Below are 21,242 nucleotides of genomic sequence, written 5' to 3' on the forward strand. Positions count from 1 at the left end.
GATATCCGGTTGGCCATGAAAGAAGAAAACCTGCTCCCGGCGGGCCGGACATGACCCCGATCAGATGGGACGGATGAGGCAGGCCGCGGCCCGGTCATGGCACCGGAGCCTGGTCCGTGCTCTGGGCGACCGTGGCGGCATACATGGCCTCCAGGTTGCCGACCATGGTCCGCAGGCTGTGGGTCAGGATCCGCTGCTCTTCCGGAGTCAGGCCGGCCGTCATGGACTCCCGGATCTCCGTGGCCAGATCCCGCAGCTCGTGGGCCAGGGCCAGGGCGCCCGGGGCGAGCTCGATGAGGATGCGGCGCCCGTGACGAGGGTCCGGCTTGGCGGTGAGCAAGCCCCGCTTCACCATGGCCTTCACCACCCGGCTGGCGGTGGGATCGTCCATCCAGACCTGCTGGGCCAGGGGGTGGAGGGAGGAGGGGCCCTGTTCGAGGAGCACCAGCATCACCCAGAACTGCTGGGGGCTGAGGCCGTAGGGAGCCAGCCGCGCCCAGACCACCTGCTTGAGGACCCGCCGGACGGCAGCGGCCAGGGTGCCGGGGTTGGCGTCGGAGAGGGAGATGGAAACCCGATCTTGCATAAGCAACAAGGCTGCGCCCCATCTACCCTCGTGTCAAGGGGTATAAGCGCCTTTGTTGACTTGGCAGGTCGCCTGATTACTTGCCGCGGGTGCTGGGTCGGGCCGGATGGCGGCCGCGCTCGCCCCGGGGGGGCTGGCCCTGGTCGGAGCGGGGGCCGGGGCGGGAGTTGGGGCGGGAGCTGCGCGCGGGGCCGCGGCCCCGGCCGCCGCCCCCGCCCTGGCGCCCCGTCTGGATGGGCTCGGCCGGGATGCTGGGATCCGGGGCGTAGCCCGTCACCACCTGTTTCGGCAGCTCCTTGCGGAGCAGCTTCTCGATGTCGCGCAGCAGCTTGTGTTCGTCCACGCAGACCAGGGACAGGGCCTCTCCCTCCGCGCCCGCGCGGCCCGTGCGGCCGATGCGGTGGATGTAGTCCTCCGGAACCTGGGGCAGCTCGTAGTTCACGACGTTGGGAAGCTGTTCGATGTCCAGGCCGCGGGCGGCGATGTCCGTGGCCACGAGGACGCGGACCGCGCCCTTCTTGAAGTCCTCAAGGGCCTTGATGCGCTGGGGCTGGCTCTTGTTGCCGTGGATGGCCATGGAGCTGATGCCGTCCTTGTCCAGCTGCTCGGAGAGCCGGTTGGCGCCGTGCTTGGTGCGGGTGAAGACCAGCACCTGCTCGAGGTTGCGGCTCTGGATGAGGTGGGCCAGCAGGGCGCGCTTGCGCTCCCGGTCCACGGGATGCACGACCTGGCGCACCAGCTCGGCGGCCGTGTTCTGCGGGGTGATCTGCACGGACGCGGGGTTCTTGAGGAACTTCGCGGCCAGCTGCTTGATCTCGTCCGTGAAGGTGGCGGAGAAGAGCAGGGTCTGACGGCTGGTGGGCAGCAGGGCGAGGATCTTCTGGATGTCGCGAATGAAGCCCATGTCGAGCATGCGGTCGGCTTCATCCAGCACCAGGATCTCGAGCTGGCTGAAGTTCAGGTTGCCCTGGCCCTGGTGGTCCAGCAGGCGGCCGGGGGTCGCGACCAGGATCTCGACACCGGCCCGCAGGGCCTTGGTCTGGGGGTTGATGTTCACGCCGCCGAAGATGGTGGTGGAGCGCAGGGGGATGTGCTTGCCATAGGCGCGGACGCTCTCCTCCACCTGCATGGCCAGCTCGCGGGTGGGCGTGAGGATGAGGGCGCGGATGGGGTGGCGCGCAGGCGAAGCCGAAGTGCTGGCATGGGGGGCCAGCAGCTGCAGCAGGGGCAGGGTGAAGCCCGCGGTCTTGCCGGTGCCGGTCTGGGCGCGGGCCAGCAGGTCGCGGCCCTCCAGCACCAGGGGAATGGCCTGGGCCTGGATGGGGGTGGGGGTTTCGTAGCCCTGCTCGCGTACGGCGCGCAGCAGCTCGGGCATCAGCCCGAGGGTGTCGAAGGACATGGTCGCTCCTGGAAGGGCCCGCCCGCGGATGGTTCCGGGGGCCCGGTCAGGGCGAGAAAGGGGTATTCGGACTGAAAAGAGGCGGAGACCGGGGGTCGCCTGCGATCACGAAGCCATTAGTTTATCTGAATAGTCAGGATTTAGCCAGCCACCTTCCAGACAGGCGTTCCAGGCCGGCCGGAGAACCAGGAACGATGGGGCTTCAGATGGAAGATGCCGTGCGCAGCAGGGCATCCGCGGGGGCCGGGCGGCGGGCGCGGCGATGGCGGCGGTGCTGGTGCCGGCGGTGGACCTCGAAGGCGAAGGCGTCCAGGGCCTCGGGATCCGGAGGTTCGCCGTTGAGCGACAGGGAGAGCGTGAGCAGCCCCTCCCGCTCGGCCACGTGGATGAACTGGGCGTCCGCCAGCTTGGAGGGCATGCACTCCAGGGGGCCCACCAGGACAGCGGCGTCGATCTCGCCCCGGCGCCAACCCAGGATGGGGGCGCCGAGGGTGAGCACGGCCTCCCCTTCCAGGGCCTCGCGAAGGTAGGGGGCGGAAGCCTCCAGGACCCGGGGCAGGGATCCGCGGCGCGGCCAGCCCAGCTCCGCCTCCAGAAGGCCCTCGGCCACGGCCAGAATCCGCTCGCGGATCCAGCGCTCCACCTGGGTGGCGGGGCCCTTCTTGGCGCCCTGGGCCCGCGACGTGTGCTCGGAATACTGGATGAACTCCGTGGTGGCCTCCATGTCCACCCGGAGCCCCCGGGACGCGAGCGCGCGGGCGGCCTCCCCGTTGGCGAAGGGATCGAGGCGCACGTAGATCTCGCCCGTCAGCAGGACGCGGGGCAGGTCGGCGCCGCTGTCCGCCTGCCGGAGCTCGCCGAGGGCCTGGCGGAGCAGCGCGGGCAGGCCGTAGACGCGCCCCGTGGCCACCTCGGTGATCACGCGGGTCGCGCTGAGGTCGCCCTTCGCGGCCGCTTCCAGGTGGGCGGCCAGGCGGCCGGCCCAGCGGTCCCGGATGGCCTGCGCCTGGCCCGGCAGCCGTTCCGCGGCCCGGACCAGGCAGAGGGCGCGCTCCAGCGTGCCGAAGGCCGCCATGCCTGCGAAGAGGATGGCCTTGAAGCCGGCGGGCAGGCCGCCGAAATAGTCGCCGTAAGGGGGTGACCAGATCCGCACGCGCCGCGCTTCGCCCAGCCGCTTCAGCACCAGCTGGTGCAGGGTGCGATAGGCGCCCATGCGGCAGGGGCCCGAGGCGGCGGGGAGGAGCAGGACCACTCGCTCGCCGGGGTGGCGCTCCAGGTGGGCCAGGAGGTTCCCCAGCACGAGGGTCATGGGCAGGCACTCCTTCCCGGAGGTCTGCCGGCGGCCCAGGAGCAGGGCGGTGTGGTCCGAGGGAGGCAGGGCTTCCGCGTTCACGCCCATTCCCCGCAGGGTGGCCGCGGCGGCTTCGGTCTCAGGGCCCATGGGCGGGATCAGCAGGCGCTCGCCCAGGCTCTGGATCTCCCGGAAGGTGCGGGTGCCCACGGACAAGTCCGACGCGTCCCGCGGGGTGCTCCGGGTGGTCCGCTGCCGGTCCTCGCGGACGCAGTGGAGGAAGGCCTCCACGCGCGTCTTGGTGCCCGCGTCCCCGGAGTGGCCGTCGGTTTCGATCACGGCATAGGGTCGTCCCTCCATGAGCCAGGCAAACATCGGCACCGTGAAGCTGTCCGGCCCGCAGGCGTAGTTGGAGCAGAAGATGCTGTAGAGATCCGGCGTCCTCCGGACCTGCCAGGCGGCGCGCAGGATGCGCTGGCTGTGGCCCCAGAAGATCTCGTCGAAGATGGGCGCGTCTTCCGCCACGGGCAGGCAGTCCAGAGGGATGCCGAGGGCCCCCTGTTCCCGGAGGATGGCGGGCACGTTGGAGTTCAGCACGTCGTTGTGCAGGGTGTAGCCGCGCCCCAGCAGGACGACCGGCACGATCTCGCGCGCTCGGCAGAAGGCCAGGGCCCGGCGGCCCATCTCGCGCAGGTCGGCCTCGAAGGCGAGCTGCGCCGCGCGGGCGGTCCGCCAGGCCGGGCGCCAGCTCAGGGGCCGGCCCAGGTCCGTGGCGAGGGCGCGGCAGGCGGCGAGGAAGGTTCGGGAGTCGAAGGCGCCGGCGCCGTGGTCCACCACGGGCGAGAGTACTTTGGGCCCGTCCTCGCCCAGCAGGAGCCGGAGCACGTCCGGCGCGCCCTGCGAGATGGGACAGACGACGGAGTGGGTTTCTCCGCCCACCCGCGGGAGCTCGCGCATCATGGGCAGGAACAGGTAGTCCGGCCGATCCTCGGCCATGCCCGCCACGAGGCCGTGGTACTGCTGCATGGGGGCGCAGAAGGGCACCCCGGCTTCCTCGATGCCGCGCTTCAGGGCCTCCCGGCCCGGGGAGGGCGCCACCTGCAGGTCGAAGCCCAGCTCGTGGAGGAAGGTGGCGAAGAAGGGGAAGGTGCCTTGCAGCTGGAACTCACCGCTGATCCCGATGAGCGGGCGGCCGCGCCGCTCGGAGAGGCGCTCGGAGAGGCGGGCCAGCCACTCGCGGCGCTCCCGGAAGGGGTCGGGGGCCAGGTCGGGCAGCTTGGCGCGGCGCGTCCCCTTGTCCCACAGCGAGCAGCCGCCGCCCCAGGTGAACTTCGTGACCTTGCCATCCACCTGGGTGGTGAGCCGGTCGATGCGACACTTGTTCCCGCCGCCGCCGCATCCCTGGGTCGCCGTGCAGACGAACTGGTCCTTGGCGGCCACTTCCGCCTGCAGGAAGCGGGCGCCGTCGAAAGGCCCGACCTCTTTCCAGGCCAGCTCCCGCGCCGCCAGGAGCGCGATGCCCACGGCGCCCATGAGGCCGGGCCGCGGCGGCACGATGACCTCCGCCCCGGTCTGGCGGGCCACGGCCGCGGCCAGCGCGTCCGACGCGAAGGGCATGCCCTGGCAGAAGACCACCTGGCCCACCGATCGGCTGCCCTTCACCCGGTTCAGGTAATTCGCCACCACGGAGTCGTAGATGCCCGAGATGATGCTGGCCTGCGGCGCGCCGGCGGCCACGGCCTCGTCGATAACCTCGGCCATGAAGATCGAGCAGTGCTGTCCCAGGGAGATGCAGCTGTCCGCCGACAGGGCCACCTGTCCCAGCTGGGCCACGGACTCGATGCCGGTGAACCGCCGCCCCTGCTCTTCGATGAAGGAGCCCGTGCCGGCGGAGCAGGCCTCGTTCATGGCGGCGTCCACGACCTTGCCGTCCGCGAGGCGGATGTACTTCGCGTCCTGCCCGCCGATCTCGAAGATGGTGTCCACCCGTGGATCGCACTGGAGGGCGCCGGTGGCGTGCGCGGCGATCTCGTTGATCACCCAGACCGACTCCCGGCCGTAGCACACGGAGAGCAGCGAGCCGACGATCTCGCGCCCCGAACCCGTGACGCCGAAGCCCTGGATGCGGTGGGTCGCGGCGGGGCTGGCGAGGAGCTGGCGCATGAGGGCCTGGGCGGCGGCCACCGGGGCGCCGTCCGTGGGCAGGTAGCCCTCCCAGAGCACCGCGCCCAGCCGGGCGTCCAGGGCCACGGCCTTCGATCCGGTGGAGCCGATGTCGAACCCCACGACCACCTCCCGGGGCTCCATGTCCACAGACCCGGAGGACACAGGCCCGACGGCCAGGGGGCCCGACGGCTCCGCCAGGCGGCGGACCCGGTTCAGGTAGAAGGCCAGGGGCTCGGTCACCTCCAGGGAGGCCCGGTCCGGCGGGCGCAGCAGGGCGCCCAGTCCGGGCACGGCGGCCGGGGTCTCCGCGGCCAGTACCGCGCAGCCCAGGGCTTCGAGGAAGAGGCGATCCTCCTCCCCGGTCTCCAGGAAGGTGAGGCCGTGGGCCGCCGCATGGCGCCGGAAGTGGGCCTGGACGCGCGCCGAGCGGGCCACGCCGCCCGCCAGGAGGAGGCGCTCGGGGCAGACCTTCGGCTTCATGAGGGCCTGCACGTTCTCGGCGATGGCGTCGAGCAGGCCCGCCAGGATGCGTTCCCGGGATTCCCCCTTGTTGGCCAGATGGGTCATGTCCGTCTTGAGGATCACGGGGCAGCGCCCCGACAGCGGCGCCGGGTCCGTCACGCCCTCCGCCAGGGCGGACGCCTCCTCCACCGTGAGGCCGAACCGCCCCACCAGCTGCTGCAGGAAGTTGCCCGTGCCCTGGGCGCAGCGGCCGTTCTCCCGGAAGATCTCCCGGCCTTCCCCCCGGAGCTCCAGCACGGAGAAGCCCCGGCTGCCGATGGACACCACGGTGGCGGGCGTCGCGCCATGGCGGAGGCGGAACCCCGCGGCCAGGGCCTGTCGCCCCGGCACCCGCGCCAGTGCCACAGGGCGGCCCATGCGGCCGGTCACCGCCGCGCCGTCCACGCTGCCCCAGTCCCAGGCTCCGAGCAGGTCCACGAGCACCTTGCCGGGTTCCTTCCCATGGGGCACCCGGGCCCGGCGGGTCCAGGTCCAGGCCCCGGCCTCGCCCACCAGCTCCACCGCCTTCAGGGTCTCCGCGCCGAGATCGAGGCCGATGAAGCGTGCCATGGTGTCTCCCTAAGATCACCCGATGGGTTCCCGGGCAGGATGGGTGCGACCAGAGGCCAGCGGCCAGCGGCAAGGCGCGGGTGTCGTCCTTTGTCGTGCCCTTCCGGGATTCGGATAATCCCTCCATGGATCCGCGGTTTTGGCTTGACGGTCAAGGGGGTATCGGTAGAATTCCGTTGCATTTTCAATGGGATCATCCGGCGTCGGAAGGTGGAGGAAAGGTTCTCCCCGGGAGTGGCGATGGCAGACGAGGCCCTGGAGGAGCGGCTGGAATCCTGGAAGGAGATCGCGGCCTACCTGGACCGCGATGTCCGGACGGTCCAGCGCTGGGAGAAGGGAGAGGGCCTTCCCGTGCACCGGCACCTCCACGACAAGCAGGGCAGCGTCTTCGCCCACCGCTCGGAGGTGGACGCCTGGCGGGCCGGGCGGATCCTGGCCCCCGACGGGGAGGGACCGGCCGCGGCGCCTGAGGCCGTCGCCGCGGCGGGGCCCGCGCCGGTCGAGGTGATCCGGCCGGAACCGCGGGGCGTGATGCCCTGGGTGCTCTGGTCCCTCACCGCGGCGTTGGTGCTGGCGGGCGTCCTCGCCCTGGTCTGGCGCCTTGGCTTCAGGCCCTCCCGGCCGGGCCCGGCCCTTGCGGTGCTCCCCTTCGTCGACCTCGGCGGAGAGCGCGGCCAGGAATTCTTCAGTGACGGCTTCACCGAGGAACTCATCACCCAGCTCGGCCGGCAGCAGGGCGAGGGTGGCCGCGTGGTGGCCCTGCGTTCGGCCCTGGGCTACCGGAATACGGAGAAGCGGCCCCGCCAGGTGGCCCGCGAGCTGGGCGTGGACTACCTGCTGCAGGGGTCGGTGCGGCGGTCGGGCGAGCGGGTGCGGGTGGCGGTGCACCTGCTGCGCGGCGCCGACGAAACGCACATCTGGGACAGCAGCTTCGACCGCAACGTGCGGGATGTCCTGGTGCTCCAGCGGGAGGTGGCGGATGCCATCGCCAGCGGAATCAGCCTCAAGCTGGAGCCCGGACGCGCCCACCCCAGGCCCGTCAAACCGGAGGCCTACGAGGCTTACCTCCGGGGCCGTTTCCTCTGGAACAAGCGCACCCCACAGGACCTCTACCTTGCGCTGGAACGATTCCAGGAGGCCGCGCGGCTGGATCCCACCTTCGCCCCCACCCACGTGGGCATCGCAGACTGCTACGCGCTCCTGGGTTCTGCCGAGATGGGTGTCCTGCGGCCCGGCGAGGCCATGCCCCTGGCCAAGCGGGCGGTGATGACCGCGCTGGAGCTGGATCCCGCATCGGCCGAGGCCCACGCTTCGCTCGGCCACATCCGACTGATCTACGAGTGGGACTGGGATGGGGCCGAGGCCTCCTTCAACCGGGCCCTCGATCTGAACCCGGGCTACGCCACCGCCCACCAGTGGTACGCCCTCTACCTCAGCGCCGTGGGCCGGAGCGAGGATGCCCTGGCCGAGCTGCGGAAGGCCGAGGAGCTGGATCCGCTGTCGCCTGCGGTGAAGTCCGCCGTGGCCGAGGCCCACTACTTCAACCGGCGCTACGGGGAGGCCGTCGCGGCCTCGCAGAAGGCCCTGGAGCTGGACCCCGGGTTCATCCTGGGCTACCTGAACCTGGGCCGGGCCCTGGTCATGCAGGGGCGGCACGAGGAGGCCATCACCGCCTTGACCGATGGCTGGGAGCGCTCCGGCCGGGCCCCGGGCATGACGCTCTTCCTGGGGCTGGCCTACGCGGCCAAGGGGAACCGCGGCAAGGCCCAGGAAATGCTGAATCTCCTCAACCACCCCCCGGACTTCCATGGGAAGCCGGTGTACGTTCCGGCCCTCTACCTGGCCGGGCTCCAGGGCGGCCTGGGTGATCGGGAAGGCGAGTTCCGCAGCCTGCAGAGGGCCCTGGAGGAGCGCTGCGAGTACCTGATCTACCTGGACCGCGAGCCCATGGCGGATCCCATTCGCCGGGACCCCCGGTTCAAGGATCTCCTCAAGGCTGTCCGGCGGTAGGGGACGCTCAGGACCGTCCGATGCGCCCCGCCAGTTCGTCCAGGGGCCAGCTCTCCTGCTCGCCGCTGGCCATGTGCTTGACGGTGATGGTGCCCCCATCCAGTTCCCCGTCGCCGAGGATGAGCACGGTCTGGATGCCGGTGCGGTTGGCCGTCGCCATGGCCTTCTTGAGGGCCCCGCCGCGGGTCTCCAGCTGCAGGGCAATGCCCGCGTCCCAGAGCTGGCGCGCGAGCTTGAAGGCTTCGACGGTGGCCCGCTCGCCAAGAGGGATGAGCAGGGCAGGAGCGGCCTGGGGGGCCTCGCCGCGCACCTGCTGCAGCACCATGGCCAGGCGGTCCAGGCCGATGGCCCAGCCGAAGGCGGGCACATCGGGGCCGCCCAGGTGCTTCACCAGCAGGTCGTAGCGCCCGCCGCCCAGCAGGGCGCTCTGGGCGCCAAGGTCGGAGCTGAGCAGCTCGAAGGCCGTGCGCGTGTAGTAGTCCAGGCCCCGCACCAGCCGCGGGTTCTCCTCGAAGGGGATGTCCAGCTCCGTGAGCAGGGCCTTGAGCCGCGCATGGTGCTTCGCCGAGGCCTCGTCGAGGTAATCGGTGATGACCGGGTGGCCTTCCAGCGCCGCCTGGCAGCTCTCGTTCTTGCAGTCCAACACGCGCAGCGGATTGGACTCGATGCGTCGGTGGCAGTCCGCGCAGAACTGCGATTCCCGCGACGCGAAGAAGGCGCGGAAGGCCTCGTAGAAGGCCGGGCGGGATTCGGGCGTGCCCACGCTGTTGATGGAGAACACCATCCGCTTGAGCCCCAGCTCCTTCAGGAAGCTGTGGAGCATGAGCAGGCTCTCGGCCTCGCTCTCGGGCGTGGCCACGCCGAAGCTCTCGGCCCCGATCTGCCAGAACTGGCGGTAACGGCCCGTCTGCATGCGCTCGTAGCGGAACTGGGGACCGATGTAATAGAACAGGGCAGGATCGCTGGAGGCCAGCAGCTTGTGCTGGATGGCGGCCCGCACCACGCCGGCGGTGTTCTCCGGGCGCATGACCACCTGGCGGCCGCCCTTGTCCGTGAACTCGTACATCTCCTTGTTCACGATGTCGGAACTTTCCCCCACGCTGCGTTTGAAGACATCGAGTTCTTCGAGGATGGGCGTGCGGATCTCCCCGTACCCGTGGCGGCCGAACACGCGCCGGGCGGTTTCCTCGATATGCTGGAACCAGCGAAGCTCCGCCCCGAACAGATCCCGCATACCTTTCACCGACTGGGCCATGATCCGACTCCTGAGCTTTCTGCCGCTCGCCACCTTCAGCCTACTGTCTTGGGCCCAGAGTCCCAAACCCGCCGGTCCGGCCCTCCATCCCCCCCGCCTGAAGGTCATGGTCGACCCGGGGCATGGGGGCGACGACGGGGGGGCCCGGGGGCCCAAGGGCCTGAAGGAGAAGGCGGCGGCCCTGGAGATCGGCAGGGCCGTGGCGGCCAAGCTCGAGACTGCGGGCTTCGAAGCCGTCCTCACGCGCGAGGACGACACCTTCATCCCCCTCTGGGACCGGGCCAAGGCCGCCAACGCCCAGGGGGCCGACCTCTTCATCAGCCTCCACCTGAACGCCGCCCGCGCCCGGGCCGCCCGGGGCTCCGAGGTGTACTTCCTGAGCCTGGGGAAGGGCGATGATGAGGAGGTGGTGGCGGCCGAGAACGCCGGCGCCGGGGACGCCCCGGCCAGCGCGGACACCGTGGTGGCGAGCATCCTGGACGACCTGGCCCAGAAGGCCTTCCTCCAGGACTCCGAGCGGCTGGCCGTGGCCATTCAGGGCCAGCTGAACCGTCTGGCCGGCATCAAGGAGCGGGGTGTCAAGCAGGCCCCCTTCATCGTCCTCCGGGGCGCGGCCATGCCCGCCGTGCTGGTGGAGGTGGCCTTCATCTCCAACCCCAAGGAGGAGGGGAAGCTCAAGGAGGCCGCGTTCCGCGCCAAGGTGGCCGATGCCATCACCCGCGGCGTCCGCCGCTACTTCGCCCAGGCCAACGGCAGCGTGCGCCGGAAGACCGTGGCCGGACCAGGCTGAACGCCCCTCAGTGTCCTCTGCCCTCCGAAGCCAATGGTCGCGGGAACCCCACCTCCCGAGCCTCAACCTTGAACGGAACGTCAATCGCCGCCATGATGGAAGGCCGCAGTACCCGTAGCTCTGTTGGGAGGCTTCGCCTCCGCGAGCGAGCGAAGCGAGGAGCGGGAGGGCCCTGCGAGGCAGGGCCCGTCAGACGGAGGAGCGTTGGCCGGAGACCGACCTTGAATCGGAACCCGTTCAAAGCCATGATGGAAAGCCGCAGTACCCGTAGCTCAGTTGGATAGAGCGTTGGCCTCCGAAGCCAAAGGTCGCTGGTTCGAATCCAGTCGGGTGCACCAACCAAGCCAGGGGGGCCGCATGGCCCCCCTGGCTTTGTTGCGGTTCCCTGGATTCGAACCAGCGAGTGGACCGCCCGAGACGCGCCTAGATGGCGCGTCGAAGCGGGCTGGCGGCGCGAAGCGGCGCGGTTCGAATCCCGACCGAGCCGCATGGCCCCCCTGGCTTGGTTGCGGTTCCCTGGATTCGAACCAGCGAGTGGACCGCCCGAGACGCGCCTAGATGGCGCGTCGAAGCGGGCCGGCGGCGCGAAGCGGCGCGGTTCGAATCCCGACCGAGCCGAGTACCCCCCGGCCGGTGGGAAGTTCCTTCCTGTGGAAACATTTGTGGGGGCGCCTTGACTGGCCTCATTTTGCGAGGCACAATGATCCTGCCTAAACCGGAGGTCCCAGTGGATCGTGAACTCCTGAAAGGCAGCACTCCCTTGCTGCTGCTGTCGCTGCTCTGCGAGGGGCCCATGTACGGCTACCAGATAATCGAGACGGTCCGCCAGAGAACGGGGGGAACCTACACCCTCAAGGAAGGGGCTTTGTATCCGGCCCTCCACAAGCTCGAGGCGACCGAGTTCATCACCTCGTACTGGGAAACCCAGGAGAACGGGCGGGAACGGCGCTATTACGCCATCCAGCCCGCGGGCCAAGCCTTCCTGACCGCCAAGAAGAAGGAGTGGAACCAGTTCGTGGACATGGTCCAGGCCTTCGTCGGGCCGAGGGCCTGAAGGACCCCTCACCGTGTCGCGCGCGCTCGACGGCTACCTCGCGCAAGTGGCTGCTGGCCTGAGGGGGGTGTCCCGCTGGCGGCGCCTCAGGCTGCTGCGGGAACTGGAGGCCCACCTGCTGGATGAGGCCGAGGCCAGGGGCATCGAAGGTGAATCGGCCATGGCGGCCCTGCTCGCCGAGAAGGAGCGCCCCGGCTTGCTGGCCGGGGAACTGGCGGCGGGCGAGGGCCAGGACGCCACCCACCGCGGGGGCACTGCCCTGGCCGCGGGCATGATCATCGGGATCGCCACGGGCAGCCACATGTGGTTCGAAGGCTGGCGCTGGTACATCTGCGTGGCCTTCGCCGCGGCCCAGGGGCTGGCCGTGGGAGCCGGCTACTTCTGGGCCCGGCGCCACTGGCTGCGGCTCGATCCCTGGGCGAGAACAGCCGTGGCCGTGCTGCTCACCTCTCTGCTCTCGATCCCCCTCGGGTTTACCACCGCCCACGGGTTCAAGCCCACGCGCCTGCTCTACGGCGCTTATACGGGATTCCTCCTGGAGCGCCACAGCCAGGAGCGCCCGCTCTGGCAGACCCTCCTGGAACCGGTCCTCTTCACGGCCTTCATGTTCGCCCTCGAGACGGGGTTCCTGGGCCGGATCCGCTTCCGGTGGTGGCAAGTGCCCCTGGAGCTCAGCTTCAACGCCACCTTGCTGGTCAGCGTGATGCTGGCGCTGAAGCTGCGCCGCGTCCTCGCCGAGCGTTGGGTGCTGACGCCCCAGGAGCAGGAGGGCTGATCCGGGCCTGTCTCCGGGCCTGTCTCCGGGCCCTGCCTCGGGAATCCTCCTTGAGGGACGGGCGATTTGGCGATAAGCTATCCATCTTGCGTGGACAAGCCGCGTGCGTTCACCCCGCCCATGGGGGCATCCGGTCGGTCCCAGGAGGAAGAGATGAAGGAAAAGATCCACCCCGAACTGCACGATGTGAAGGTGCACTGCGCCTGCGGCAACGAGTTCATGACGCGCTCCACCAAGAAGGAGCTGCGCGTGGAAATCTGCTCCAACTGCCACCCGTTCTTCACGGGCAAGCAGCGCCTGATGGACACCGAAGGCCGCGTGGAGAAGTTCAACAAGAAGTACGCGAAGAAGGAAGCCCCGGCCGCCGCTCCCGAGGCCGCTGTCGAGACGACCGAAGCCTAGCTGCACCATTCCGAGGGAGGGGCCGATCTTCGGCCCCTCCCTTTTTCGTACCGGTGCTCTGGAGGCCCCATGCTTGACCAACTTGAAGCCGTGGATGCCCGCTTCCAGGAAGTGGAGGCGCAGCTGCAGGATCCCGCCGTGGTGTCCGACCCCAAGCGGCTGCGGGAGCTGACCAAGCTCCGCGCGGAGCTGGAACCCGTGGTCCAGGCCTTCCAGGCCCAGCGCACGCGTCTCAAGCAGCTGGAGGAGGCCGAGTCCATCCTGGGCGACAAGACCATGGACGCGGACCTCCGCGAGATGGCCGAGATGGAGATCCCCGACCTGAAGAAGGCCATCGCCGAAGGCGAAGCCGAGATCAAGCGCCTGCTCATTCCCAAGGATCCCGCCGACGCCAAGAACGTGATTCTCGAGGTCCGCGCCGGCACCGGCGGCGAGGAGGCGGCGCTCTTCGCCGCGGAGCTCTTCCGCATGTACATCCGCTTCGCCGAGCGCCGGGGCTTCAAGGTATCCGTGTTGGATGAGAGCGACGCTGATGCGGGCGGGCTCAAGGAGGCCACTGCGGAGATCCAGGGCGACGGCGCCTACAGCCTCTTCCGCTTCGAGAGCGGCGTCCACCGCGTGCAGCGGGTCCCCAAGACCGAGACCCAGGGCCGCATCCACACCTCCGCCGCCACCGTGGCCGTCATGCCCGAGGCGGAGGAGGTCGACATCGAGATCCACCAGAAGGATCTGCGCATCGACACCTTCTGCTCCGGCGGCAAGGGCGGCCAGAGCGTGAACACCACGTACTCCGCCGTGCGCCTCACCCACCTGCCCACGAACACGGTCGTCAGCTGCCAGGACGAGCGCAGCCAGATCAAGAACATGGCCAAGGCCATGACCGTGCTGCGCAGCCGACTGCTCCAGAAGGCCCAGGACGAGGCGGACGCGGCCCACTCGGCCCTCCGCAAGTCCCAGGTGGGCAGCGGCGACCGCAGCGAGAAGATCCGCACCTACAACTTCCCCCAGGGCCGCGTCACCGACCACCGCATCGGCGTCACCATCCACCAGATCGACAGCTTCATGTCCGGCCAGCTCGAGCCCATCATCGAGCCCCTGCGTGCCGCGTTCGAGGCGGAGCGCCTGCAGGCGCTGGAGGCATGAAGCTCTGCCGCTGAGCGCTCGCCGCTTACGCGGCTCTGCGTACGCTGCGACTGGCAGCCCGCGATCGGGCGGTCCCCCGGACCGCCCTCCCGTTCGCCCGGCCCTTGGGGCCCGGGCTCACGGAGCGGGGCCCCCCATGTCCGGCCAGCTCGAGCCCATCATCGAGCCCCTGCGCGCCGCGTTCGAGGCAGAGCGGCTCCAGGCGCTGGAGGCGTGAACTGGCTATCAGCCACCAGCTGTCCGCTCTCAGTAAAAGCAGAAGCGGGAGGCGAGCCTCCCGCTTCCTTTTTGTTGCTGACAGCTGAGAGCTGATTGCCGTCAGCTACTTCTTCAGCGTCACCTTCTCCGGCGAGGTCAGGCTGAAGGCGACGGGCTTGCTCGCTGGGATCTTGATCACAGTGTCGGCGGTGCCGGCGGCCACGGCGGTGCCAGCGGCGGCGCCGATGGCCGCGCCACCGAGGGCGTGGTCACCCTGGTTCTTCTTGTCGGAGAGCAGGCCCACCAGGGCGCCGAGGGCCGCACCGCCGCCGATGTACTTGGCGTTGCGCTCGCCGCGGGCCGTGGCCACCACCACATGCGTGTCCGTATCGATGCCGACGCCGGCGACCTCGGTGAGACGGATGCCCAGGGCGCCCTTGCCGTTGCTGAGACGTCCCGCCGCGGCGCTCTGGGTCACGACGCCCCGGGCGGGGCTGCCGGCGCTCCAGACCAGCTTGCCGTCCACCACGACGTCAGAGGCCAGCGAGCCCTCCCAGGCATCCCCGGCCTGGTCTTTGTCCGTGGCCAGCTCGCGGGCCAGGGTAATCTCAAGCTTCGTGCCGGTGGGCACGTCGATCACCACGGGCTTGGGCGCCTCCTTGGCGACGGGGGCGGAAGCCAGCATGGCGGCTTCCTGCTTCTTGGCCTCGGCGCGCTTCTTCGCGTCGGCCACCTGGCGCTCCAGGGCCTTCACCTGGGACTTGGTCACCTGCTTGGCGGTCTCGGCGTCCTCTCCGGTGACCTTGCCGGACTTGGCTTCAGCGAGCTGCTGCTCGAGCTGGGCAACTTTGGCCTCGGCTGCCTTGGCGGCTTCGTCCGCCTGGATGGCGGCTTCGCTCTTGCGGTTGCATCCCACGGCCAGGACAAGCGCCGCGGCGAGGGACATTCGGATCAGGGCTGTGCGCATGGGACCTCCGTTGGGGGGGTATATAGTATGACAGCCCGCAAAGTTTACCTACCATGGCCACTCCCAACCTCAATCCCCGCGGCGAATCCGTGCTGCGCACCCTCATCGAGGCCTACCTGGAGGCCGGCGAGCCTGTGGGATCGCGCCTGCTGTCCAAGCGGTTCCCAGAGCCCCTCTCCAGCGCCACCATCCGGAACGTGCTCTCGGACCTGGAGGACGAGTCCCTGGTGGCCCAGCCGCACACGTCCGCAGGGCGGGTTCCCACGGAGCGGGCGTATCGCTACTACGTAGATCGCTGGCTGAAGGCGCAACCCCCTGACTCCGAGCTGGAGGGACGCCTTGCGACGGCGCTGGATGGCCTCGACCTGGATCCCGAGTCGTGGGCCCGGCACGCCAGCCGGACGCTGGCGGAGGTGATGGGAGGGGTCTGCCTGGCCCTGCCTCTGCCCCTGACCCAGAGCCGCCTCGTGCGCCTGGAGTTCGTGCCGGTGGGACCGGGCCGCCTGGTGGCAATATGGGTGGGGAGCCTGGGCGAGGTCGATCACCGCATCATGGATAACCCATGGAATTACAGCGATACCGTGCTGACTGAACTGGCGAACTTCGCCACTGCCCAGTTCGCCGGCCTCACCCTGGGAGAGATGCGTTCGAGGTTGCTGGACGCCCTGAAGGCGGGGGCCCGGGAGGGGGAGACACTCCGGATACGGCTTCAGGAGCTGGCCTCTCAGTGGCCCGAGGAGCGGCAGGCTGGCGACCCTCCCGTGCTGGTGTCAGGGTTGGGGCGTCTTGGCCAGCTTCCCGAATTCGAGGATGTGGCCCGGTTTCGCGGCCTGGTGGCCGCCTTCGAGGAGCAGGGCCGCCTGGCCCGTCTGCTGAATGCCTTCGCGGACAGGGCCTCCCAGGACATCCAGTTGCTGCTGGGATCGGAGAATCCCTACCTGGACGGCTGGCCTCTGGCCACGGCCGTTCGCACGGTGGGGCTGGGACCAGCCGGATATGTCACCTTCGCCCTGGTGGGGCCGCTCCGCATGGACTACGGCCGGGTCATGGGTGGCCTGCGGTGGTGGTCCAGGCAGGTCCAGCGGCGACAGGGCGGATCCTGACGCGGTTCCCCGCCGGACTGCGTATACTGCTGCGATGACCACCGGCACTCCCCGCGAGCCCAACGACCTGCCCGCTCCACCCTCCGGCGAGCCCGAGGATGTGGTGGATCTCAGCCTGGACGATGCCCTGGAGGCGGATCTCCAGTCCGTCGCGGACGAAGTAGCCTCGGAGTATCCCGCCCCATCTCTCGAGGAAGGCGAGCTCACGGAGCTCGACGGCTCTCGGGAGGGTTTGGAGGCGGCCCTCACCGAAGCCGAGCGGCAGATGGAGGAGATGCTCCGGCGGGAGGCCGAGCTGATGGATCAGCACCGGCGCCTGGCGGCGGACTTCAATAACTTCCGCAATCGCGTCCAGCGCGACATCGCCCTGGCTGTGGAGCAGGCCGAGCGGAAGATCCTCCTCGAAGTGCTACCCGTCCTCGACAACTTCGAACGGGGACTCAGCGCCTCGTACCAGGATGTCGACACCTTCCGGGCCGGTGTGGAGCTGATCCAGAAGCAGTTCACGGAAGCGCTTCGCCGAATGAACGTCGAGCCGCTTCCGCTGAAAGTCGGAGACGCGTACGACGCCCTCCACGCCGAAGCGCTCACCACCTTCAGTGATCCGAGCCTTCCGGACGGCGCCGTGGCGGCGGTCTACGAGCGCGGCTACAACCTCAAGGGACAGCTCCTCCGTCCCGCCCGCGTGGTGGTGAATCGGCTCCAGGATTCCGGGAAGCCCTAGCGGCCGCCCGCCCCGTGCCTTTGGATGACCCAAGAATCCGATTTATCATGAAGTTGCAAATCCCCGGGAGTTCCACCCATGGCAGGCAAACTGATCGGCATTGACCTCGGTACGACGAACAGTTGCGTCTGCGTGATGGAGAGTGGCGATTCGCGGGTGATCCCCAACCGGGAGGGGAGCCGCACGACTCCCTCGGTGGTGGCTTTCACGGACAAGGGCGACGTGCTGGTGGGCCACATCGCCAAGCGCCAGGCGGTCACGAACCCGCAGCGCACCCTGTTCGCCGTCAAGCGCCTCATCGGCCAGCGGTTCAACGCCCCCAAGGTCCAGGAGGCCATCGGCCGGCTGCCCTTCCCCGTGGTGTCAGCGCCCAACGGGGATGCCTGGCTGCGCGTGGGCGAGCGGGACTACGCGCCGCCCGAGGTCACCGCCATCGTCCTGCGTTCTCTGAAGCAGGCGGCCGAAGCGTTCCTCCATGAGGACGTGATGGACGCGGTCATCACGGTTCCGGCGTACTTCGACGACGCCCAGCGCCAGGCGACCAAGGATGCCGGCAAGATCGCCGGCCTCAACGTGCAGCGCATCATCAACGAGCCCACGGCGGCGGCCCTGGCCTACGGCTTCAACAAGAAGGGCCTCAAGCAGATCCTAGCCATCTACGACTTCGGCGGCGGCACCTTCGACTTCACATTGATGGAGATGAACGACGGCGTGTTCGAGGTGCTGGCCACCAGCGGCGACACCTTCCTGGGCGGCGAGGACATCGATCTGGCCATCCAGAATTGGCTCGTGCAGCAGTTCCGCGAGAAGACGGGCATCGACCTCTCCTTCGACCGCATGGCGCTTCAGCGGCTGAAGGAGGCCAGCGAGAAGGCCAAGTGCGAGCTGTCCACCCTGGACCGGGTGGAGATCCGCCTGCCCTTCATCGCCCAGGCCCCGAGCGGCCCCCAGCACCTCGAGGCCACCCTGACCCGCGACCAGCTCGAAGAGATGGCCCGCGCGCTGGTGGAGCAGACGCTGGTTCCCATCAAGGACGCGCTGGAGCAGGGCGGCAAGACGGCCAAGCAGGTGGACGAGGTGATCCTCGTGGGCGGACAGACCCGCATGCCCATGGTGCAGCGCCTGGTGCGGGACTTCTTCGGCAAGGAGCCCAACCGCAGCATCAACCCGGACGAAGTGGTGGCCACGGGCGCCTCCATCCAGGGCGCGGTCCTGAAGGGCGACATCAAGGACCTGGTGCTGCTGGACGTCACGCCGCTCAGCCTAGGCATCGAAACCCAGGGCGGCGGCTTCGTGAAGATCATCCAGCGCAACGCCACCATCCCCACCCGCGACGCGCGCACCTTCACCACGGTCACGGACAATCAAAGCCGGGTGGAGATCCACGTGCTGCAGGGCGAGCGCGAGCTGGCCGAGCACAACAAGAGCCTGGGCCGGTTCGACCTCATCAACCTGCCGCCCCTCCCCAAGGGCGTGCCCCAGATCGAGGTGGCCTTCGACATCGACTCCAACGGCATCGTGAAGGTCTCGGCCCGGGACCTCATGACCGGCCTGGAGCAGAGCATGAGCATCCGACCCAGTTCCGGCCTGTCGGAACTGGAGATCCAGCGCATGATCCGCGAGGCGCTGGCCAATGCCGAAACCGACGTGAAGAAGCGGGACGCGCTGAAATACATCGCCTCGGCTGAGGGCCTGATCTTCTCCTGCGACAAGAGCTTCGCGGAATGCGGCAAGTACCTGGCGGAAGACCAGCAGATCATGATCCGCGAGGTGCTCTCCCGCGCCCGGCAGGCCGTGGCCTCGCAGGATTCCACGGCTCTGCGGGCCTGCGAGGGCCAGCTGCTCGAGGCCCAGAACCTGCTGACCGACGCCGTCCTGGCCGCCAGCGAGGCCATGATGGCCTCCCTGGATGGCGAGGATGAAGGGGCGGGGCCGAATTAGGCCGGCCCATCGGCTATCCTGGAATCCAGGATGGGTGCATGAAGCGTGACTACTACGAAGTCCTCGGCGTCTCGAAGGACGCGGGGACGGATGAACTGAAGAAGGCCTACCGCAAGTTGGCCATGGAGCTGCATCCCGACCGCAATCCGGGCAACAAGGAGGCGGAGGAGAAATTCAAGGAGGCCGCGGAGGCCTACAGCGTGCTGTCGGATCCCGAGAAGCGCCGGGTGTACGACCAGTTCGGCCACGCGGGCCTGGGTGGCGCGGGAGGCGGCGGCCAGCAGTTCCAGTTCGACCCGAACCAGTTCGCGGATTTCGAGGACATCCTCGGCAGCTTCTTCGGCGGCGGGCTGTTCGGCGACCTCTTCGGCGGCGGCCGGCGGCGGGCCAGCGGCGAAGAGCGGGGTTCGGACCTGCAGTACAACCTGAAGCTCAGCTTCAAGGACGCGGTCTTCGGCAAGGAGAGCGTGGAACTGAGCATCCCGCGCCTGGAGGCCTGCGGCACCTGCCACGGCTCCGGCTGTGAGCCGGGCACGCGTCCGGAGACCTGCCCCCAGTGCCGGGGCGCGGGCCAGGTGGCCATGCGCCAGGGCTTCTTCCAGATGCTCACGCCCTGCCCCCGCTGCGAAGGCAAGGGCCGCATCATCCCGAAGCCCTGCCGCGAGTGCCGCGGAGAGGGACGGGTCCATCGGAAGGCCAAGGTGAGCTTCAAGGTGCCCGCGGGCGTGGACCGGGGCACGCGCCTCCGCCTCCAGAATCAGGGCGAGGCCGGACGCTTCGGAGGCCGCACCGGCGATCTCTACGTGGTGTTCGACGTGGAGCAGGATCCGAAGTACGAGCGGGACGGGTTCGATCTCCACCAGCGGCTGGAGGTGTCCTGGCCCCTGCTCGTGACCGGCGGCGCGCTAGAGGTCGAAACGCCCTACGGCGCGGACAAGGTGAAACTGGCGGCGGGAACTCCCGCGGACCATGTGGTGAAGCTGGTGAACGCCGGTGTCCCCCGGCTCCAGGGCAGCGGCCGGGGCGATCTCTATCTGCACCTGCGGGCGGCCGTGCCGAAGTCCATTACGGCCGAGCAGCGCCAGCTGCTGGAGCAGCTCCGCCGGAGCCTCGACGGCGAACCCGCCGGGGAGGGGGAAGAAGGCTTCCTGGCCAAGGTATTCGGGGCCGAGAAGGGCGGGAAGAAGAAGCGGAAGTGACGGTCAGTCCGCCACCACCACCTGCCGCTTGCCTTCCCGCTTGGCGCGCAGGAGGGCGCGGTCGGCCTGTTCGATGAGGTGGCCGGCCCCGTCCGCGTGCTCCGGGAAGGCGGCCACGCCGGCGCTGAGAGAGATGGTCAGGCGGTCGTTCCCGATGGCGACGGGCTGGCCCAGGGTGACTTCGATGAGGCGCTCCGCCAGCTTCTGGGCCCCCGGGGAGCGGGTACTGGGCATGATGAGGCAGAACTCGTCCCCCCCATAGCGGTAGAGGCGGTCATGGGCGCGGCAGAGACGTTGGGCGGTCCGGGCGACGGCCTCGAGCACGATGCTTCCCGCGGGGTGGCCGTATTGGCTGTTCACCTGCTTGAGGTCATCCACGTCGATGAACACCAGGGCCACGGATTCCCCCTTGGCGGCGGCCTCGCGCACCGTCTGGGGCAGCTCCGTCTCCAGGCACCGGCGATTCTGGGCCACGGTGAGGTCGTCCTTGAAGGACAGGGCCTTGCTCTCTTCCAGGCGCCAGGCGTTGAGGAGCAGGGGCTCCACGTCCTCGAAGCCCAGGAGGAAGCGCTCGGGTGGCTCGAGAGGGTTCAGCAGGCGCAGGAGGCCAAGTTGTTCAGAGGCGGCCAGGAGGAAGGCCTCGCCCCGGCGAACCAGGTCCAGGGCCTCGTGGCGGGGCAGGGGGGCTTCCGGGAAGGACCCGTCGCCGGCCCGCTGGTAGAACCGGTTCTCCTTCCGGAGCCAGATCGCGCCGCCCTTCGCCCGGGATTGCCGGATGGCGCGGCTCAGCATGAGCTTCAGCAGCTCGTCCAGGGAGGCCAGATGGAGCATCTGGCGCAGCCATCCCTCGCTGCCGAGATCCCGCTGCCGCAGGTGCCGGAGCGCCTCCCGGGCCGCCTCGAGAGGGCGATCCTGGCGCATCACCCAGCCTGGCCGCTGTTCCAGCACGGCGCTGATCTCCTCCGCCTCCGCCTCCTGGACCCACCACAGGATTTCCGATCCTTCCGCGGGGATCAGCCGCGGATCGGGCCGTTCCGCCACCAGCACCAGCGAACCGGGTCCCGGCCCCGGCACCACGTCGTGACCCCAGGCCTCCAGGGCCGCTCGCAACGCATGACCGGCCGTGGACGGTTGCGGTTCCAGCCAGTGGATGTGGTGCATGGGGCTC

General features: G+C 69.4%; 16 protein-coding genes and 1 tRNA gene. 11 read left to right on the forward strand and 6 right to left on the reverse strand.

Annotated features, from left to right (window positions below; all coding sequences use genetic code 11):
- Positions 1-94: 94 nt before the first annotated feature.
- The 3 genes from MLJ35_RS02025 to MLJ35_RS02035 form a co-directional block, all read right to left on the reverse strand.
- Positions 95-586, reverse strand: a complete 492-nt coding sequence (locus MLJ35_RS02025; protein ID WP_243382592.1) for a MarR family winged helix-turn-helix transcriptional regulator — start codon at positions 584-586, stop codon at positions 95-97.
- 76 nt (positions 587-662) lie between these two features.
- Positions 663-1,985 (reverse strand): DEAD/DEAH box helicase, encoded by a 1,323-nt coding sequence (locus MLJ35_RS02030; RefSeq protein ID WP_243382594.1) that lies wholly within the window; start codon positions 1,983-1,985, stop codon positions 663-665.
- A 202-nt stretch (positions 1,986-2,187) separates the two neighbouring features.
- The gene (locus MLJ35_RS02035; protein WP_243382595.1) at positions 2,188-6,513 is read right to left on the reverse strand and encodes an acyl-CoA dehydratase activase-related protein; all 4,326 of its coding nucleotides are present in this window, start codon (positions 6,511-6,513) and stop codon (positions 2,188-2,190) included.
- A 240-nt stretch (positions 6,514-6,753) separates the two neighbouring features.
- Between MLJ35_RS02035 and MLJ35_RS02040 the strand changes: the two genes are divergently transcribed.
- The gene (locus tag MLJ35_RS02040; RefSeq protein ID WP_243382597.1) at positions 6,754-8,523 is read left to right on the forward strand and encodes a tetratricopeptide repeat protein; all 1,770 of its coding nucleotides are present in this window, start codon (positions 6,754-6,756) and stop codon (positions 8,521-8,523) included.
- Positions 8,524-8,530: 7 nt separating this feature from the next.
- Here MLJ35_RS02040 and hisS read toward each other — a convergent pair whose 3' ends face one another.
- Positions 8,531-9,778 (reverse strand): histidine--tRNA ligase, encoded by a 1,248-nt coding sequence (gene hisS / locus MLJ35_RS02045; RefSeq protein WP_243382598.1) that lies wholly within the window; start codon positions 9,776-9,778, stop codon positions 8,531-8,533.
- Here hisS and MLJ35_RS02050 point away from each other — a divergent pair.
- The 6 genes from MLJ35_RS02050 (at position 9,777) to prfA (ending at position 13,942) form a co-directional block, all read left to right on the forward strand.
- Positions 9,777-10,568: an N-acetylmuramoyl-L-alanine amidase family protein gene (locus MLJ35_RS02050; RefSeq protein ID WP_243320140.1), complete on the forward strand. Its 792-nt coding sequence runs from the start codon at positions 9,777-9,779 to the stop codon at positions 10,566-10,568. The two genes, hisS and MLJ35_RS02050, sit on opposite strands and share 2 nt — an antisense overlap.
- A gap of 261 nt (positions 10,569-10,829) precedes the next feature.
- A tRNA-Arg gene (locus MLJ35_RS02055) sits at positions 10,830-10,906 on the forward strand.
- 389 nt (positions 10,907-11,295) lie between these two features.
- Positions 11,296-11,622 carry a PadR family transcriptional regulator gene (locus MLJ35_RS02060; RefSeq protein WP_243294257.1) on the forward strand — a complete coding sequence of 109 codons (327 nt, stop codon included), beginning with the start codon at positions 11,296-11,298 and terminating at the stop codon, positions 11,620-11,622.
- Between the two features lie 13 nt (positions 11,623-11,635).
- On the forward strand, positions 11,636-12,397 hold the full coding sequence (locus MLJ35_RS02065; RefSeq protein ID WP_243382600.1) for a hypothetical protein: 762 nt from the start codon (positions 11,636-11,638) through the stop codon (positions 12,395-12,397).
- A 153-nt stretch (positions 12,398-12,550) separates the two neighbouring features.
- Positions 12,551-12,799: a 50S ribosomal protein L31 gene (gene rpmE, locus MLJ35_RS02070; RefSeq protein WP_243320146.1), complete on the forward strand. Its 249-nt coding sequence runs from the start codon at positions 12,551-12,553 to the stop codon at positions 12,797-12,799.
- Between the two features lie 69 nt (positions 12,800-12,868).
- A complete protein-coding gene (gene prfA, locus MLJ35_RS02075; protein ID WP_243320148.1) occupies positions 12,869-13,942 on the forward strand; it encodes a peptide chain release factor 1 in 1,074 nt (357 codons plus the stop codon).
- A 322-nt stretch (positions 13,943-14,264) separates the two neighbouring features.
- Here prfA and MLJ35_RS02080 read toward each other — a convergent pair whose 3' ends face one another.
- Positions 14,265-15,107, reverse strand: coding sequence for a hypothetical protein (locus MLJ35_RS02080; protein ID WP_243382602.1), 843 nt, complete (start codon positions 15,105-15,107; stop codon positions 14,265-14,267).
- 53 nt (positions 15,108-15,160) lie between these two features.
- Between MLJ35_RS02080 and hrcA the strand changes: the two genes are divergently transcribed.
- From hrcA to dnaJ, 4 genes are all read left to right on the forward strand, one after another.
- A complete protein-coding gene (gene hrcA, locus MLJ35_RS02085; protein WP_243382603.1) occupies positions 15,161-16,210 on the forward strand; it encodes a heat-inducible transcriptional repressor HrcA in 1,050 nt (349 codons plus the stop codon).
- 34 nt (positions 16,211-16,244) lie between these two features.
- Positions 16,245-16,934 carry a nucleotide exchange factor GrpE gene (locus MLJ35_RS02090; RefSeq protein WP_243382605.1) on the forward strand — a complete coding sequence of 230 codons (690 nt, stop codon included), beginning with the start codon at positions 16,245-16,247 and terminating at the stop codon, positions 16,932-16,934.
- 78 nt (positions 16,935-17,012) lie between these two features.
- On the forward strand, positions 17,013-18,875 hold the full coding sequence (dnaK, locus tag MLJ35_RS02095) for a molecular chaperone DnaK (protein ID WP_243382607.1): 1,863 nt from the start codon (positions 17,013-17,015) through the stop codon (positions 18,873-18,875).
- A 38-nt stretch (positions 18,876-18,913) separates the two neighbouring features.
- Complete coding sequence (gene dnaJ, locus MLJ35_RS02100) at positions 18,914-20,074, forward strand: molecular chaperone DnaJ (RefSeq protein ID WP_243382609.1); 1,161 nt, start codon at positions 18,914-18,916, stop codon at positions 20,072-20,074.
- 3 nt (positions 20,075-20,077) lie between these two features.
- Here dnaJ and MLJ35_RS02105 read toward each other — a convergent pair whose 3' ends face one another.
- Entirely contained in the window at positions 20,078-21,235 is a 1,158-nt protein-coding gene (locus MLJ35_RS02105; protein ID WP_243382611.1) for a GGDEF domain-containing protein, read from the reverse strand.
- Positions 21,236-21,242 lie beyond the last annotated feature (7 nt).

This window comes from Geothrix alkalitolerans (genome assembly GCF_022808885.1).
Taxonomy (GTDB): domain Bacteria; phylum Acidobacteriota; class Holophagae; order Holophagales; family Holophagaceae; genus Geothrix; species Geothrix alkalitolerans.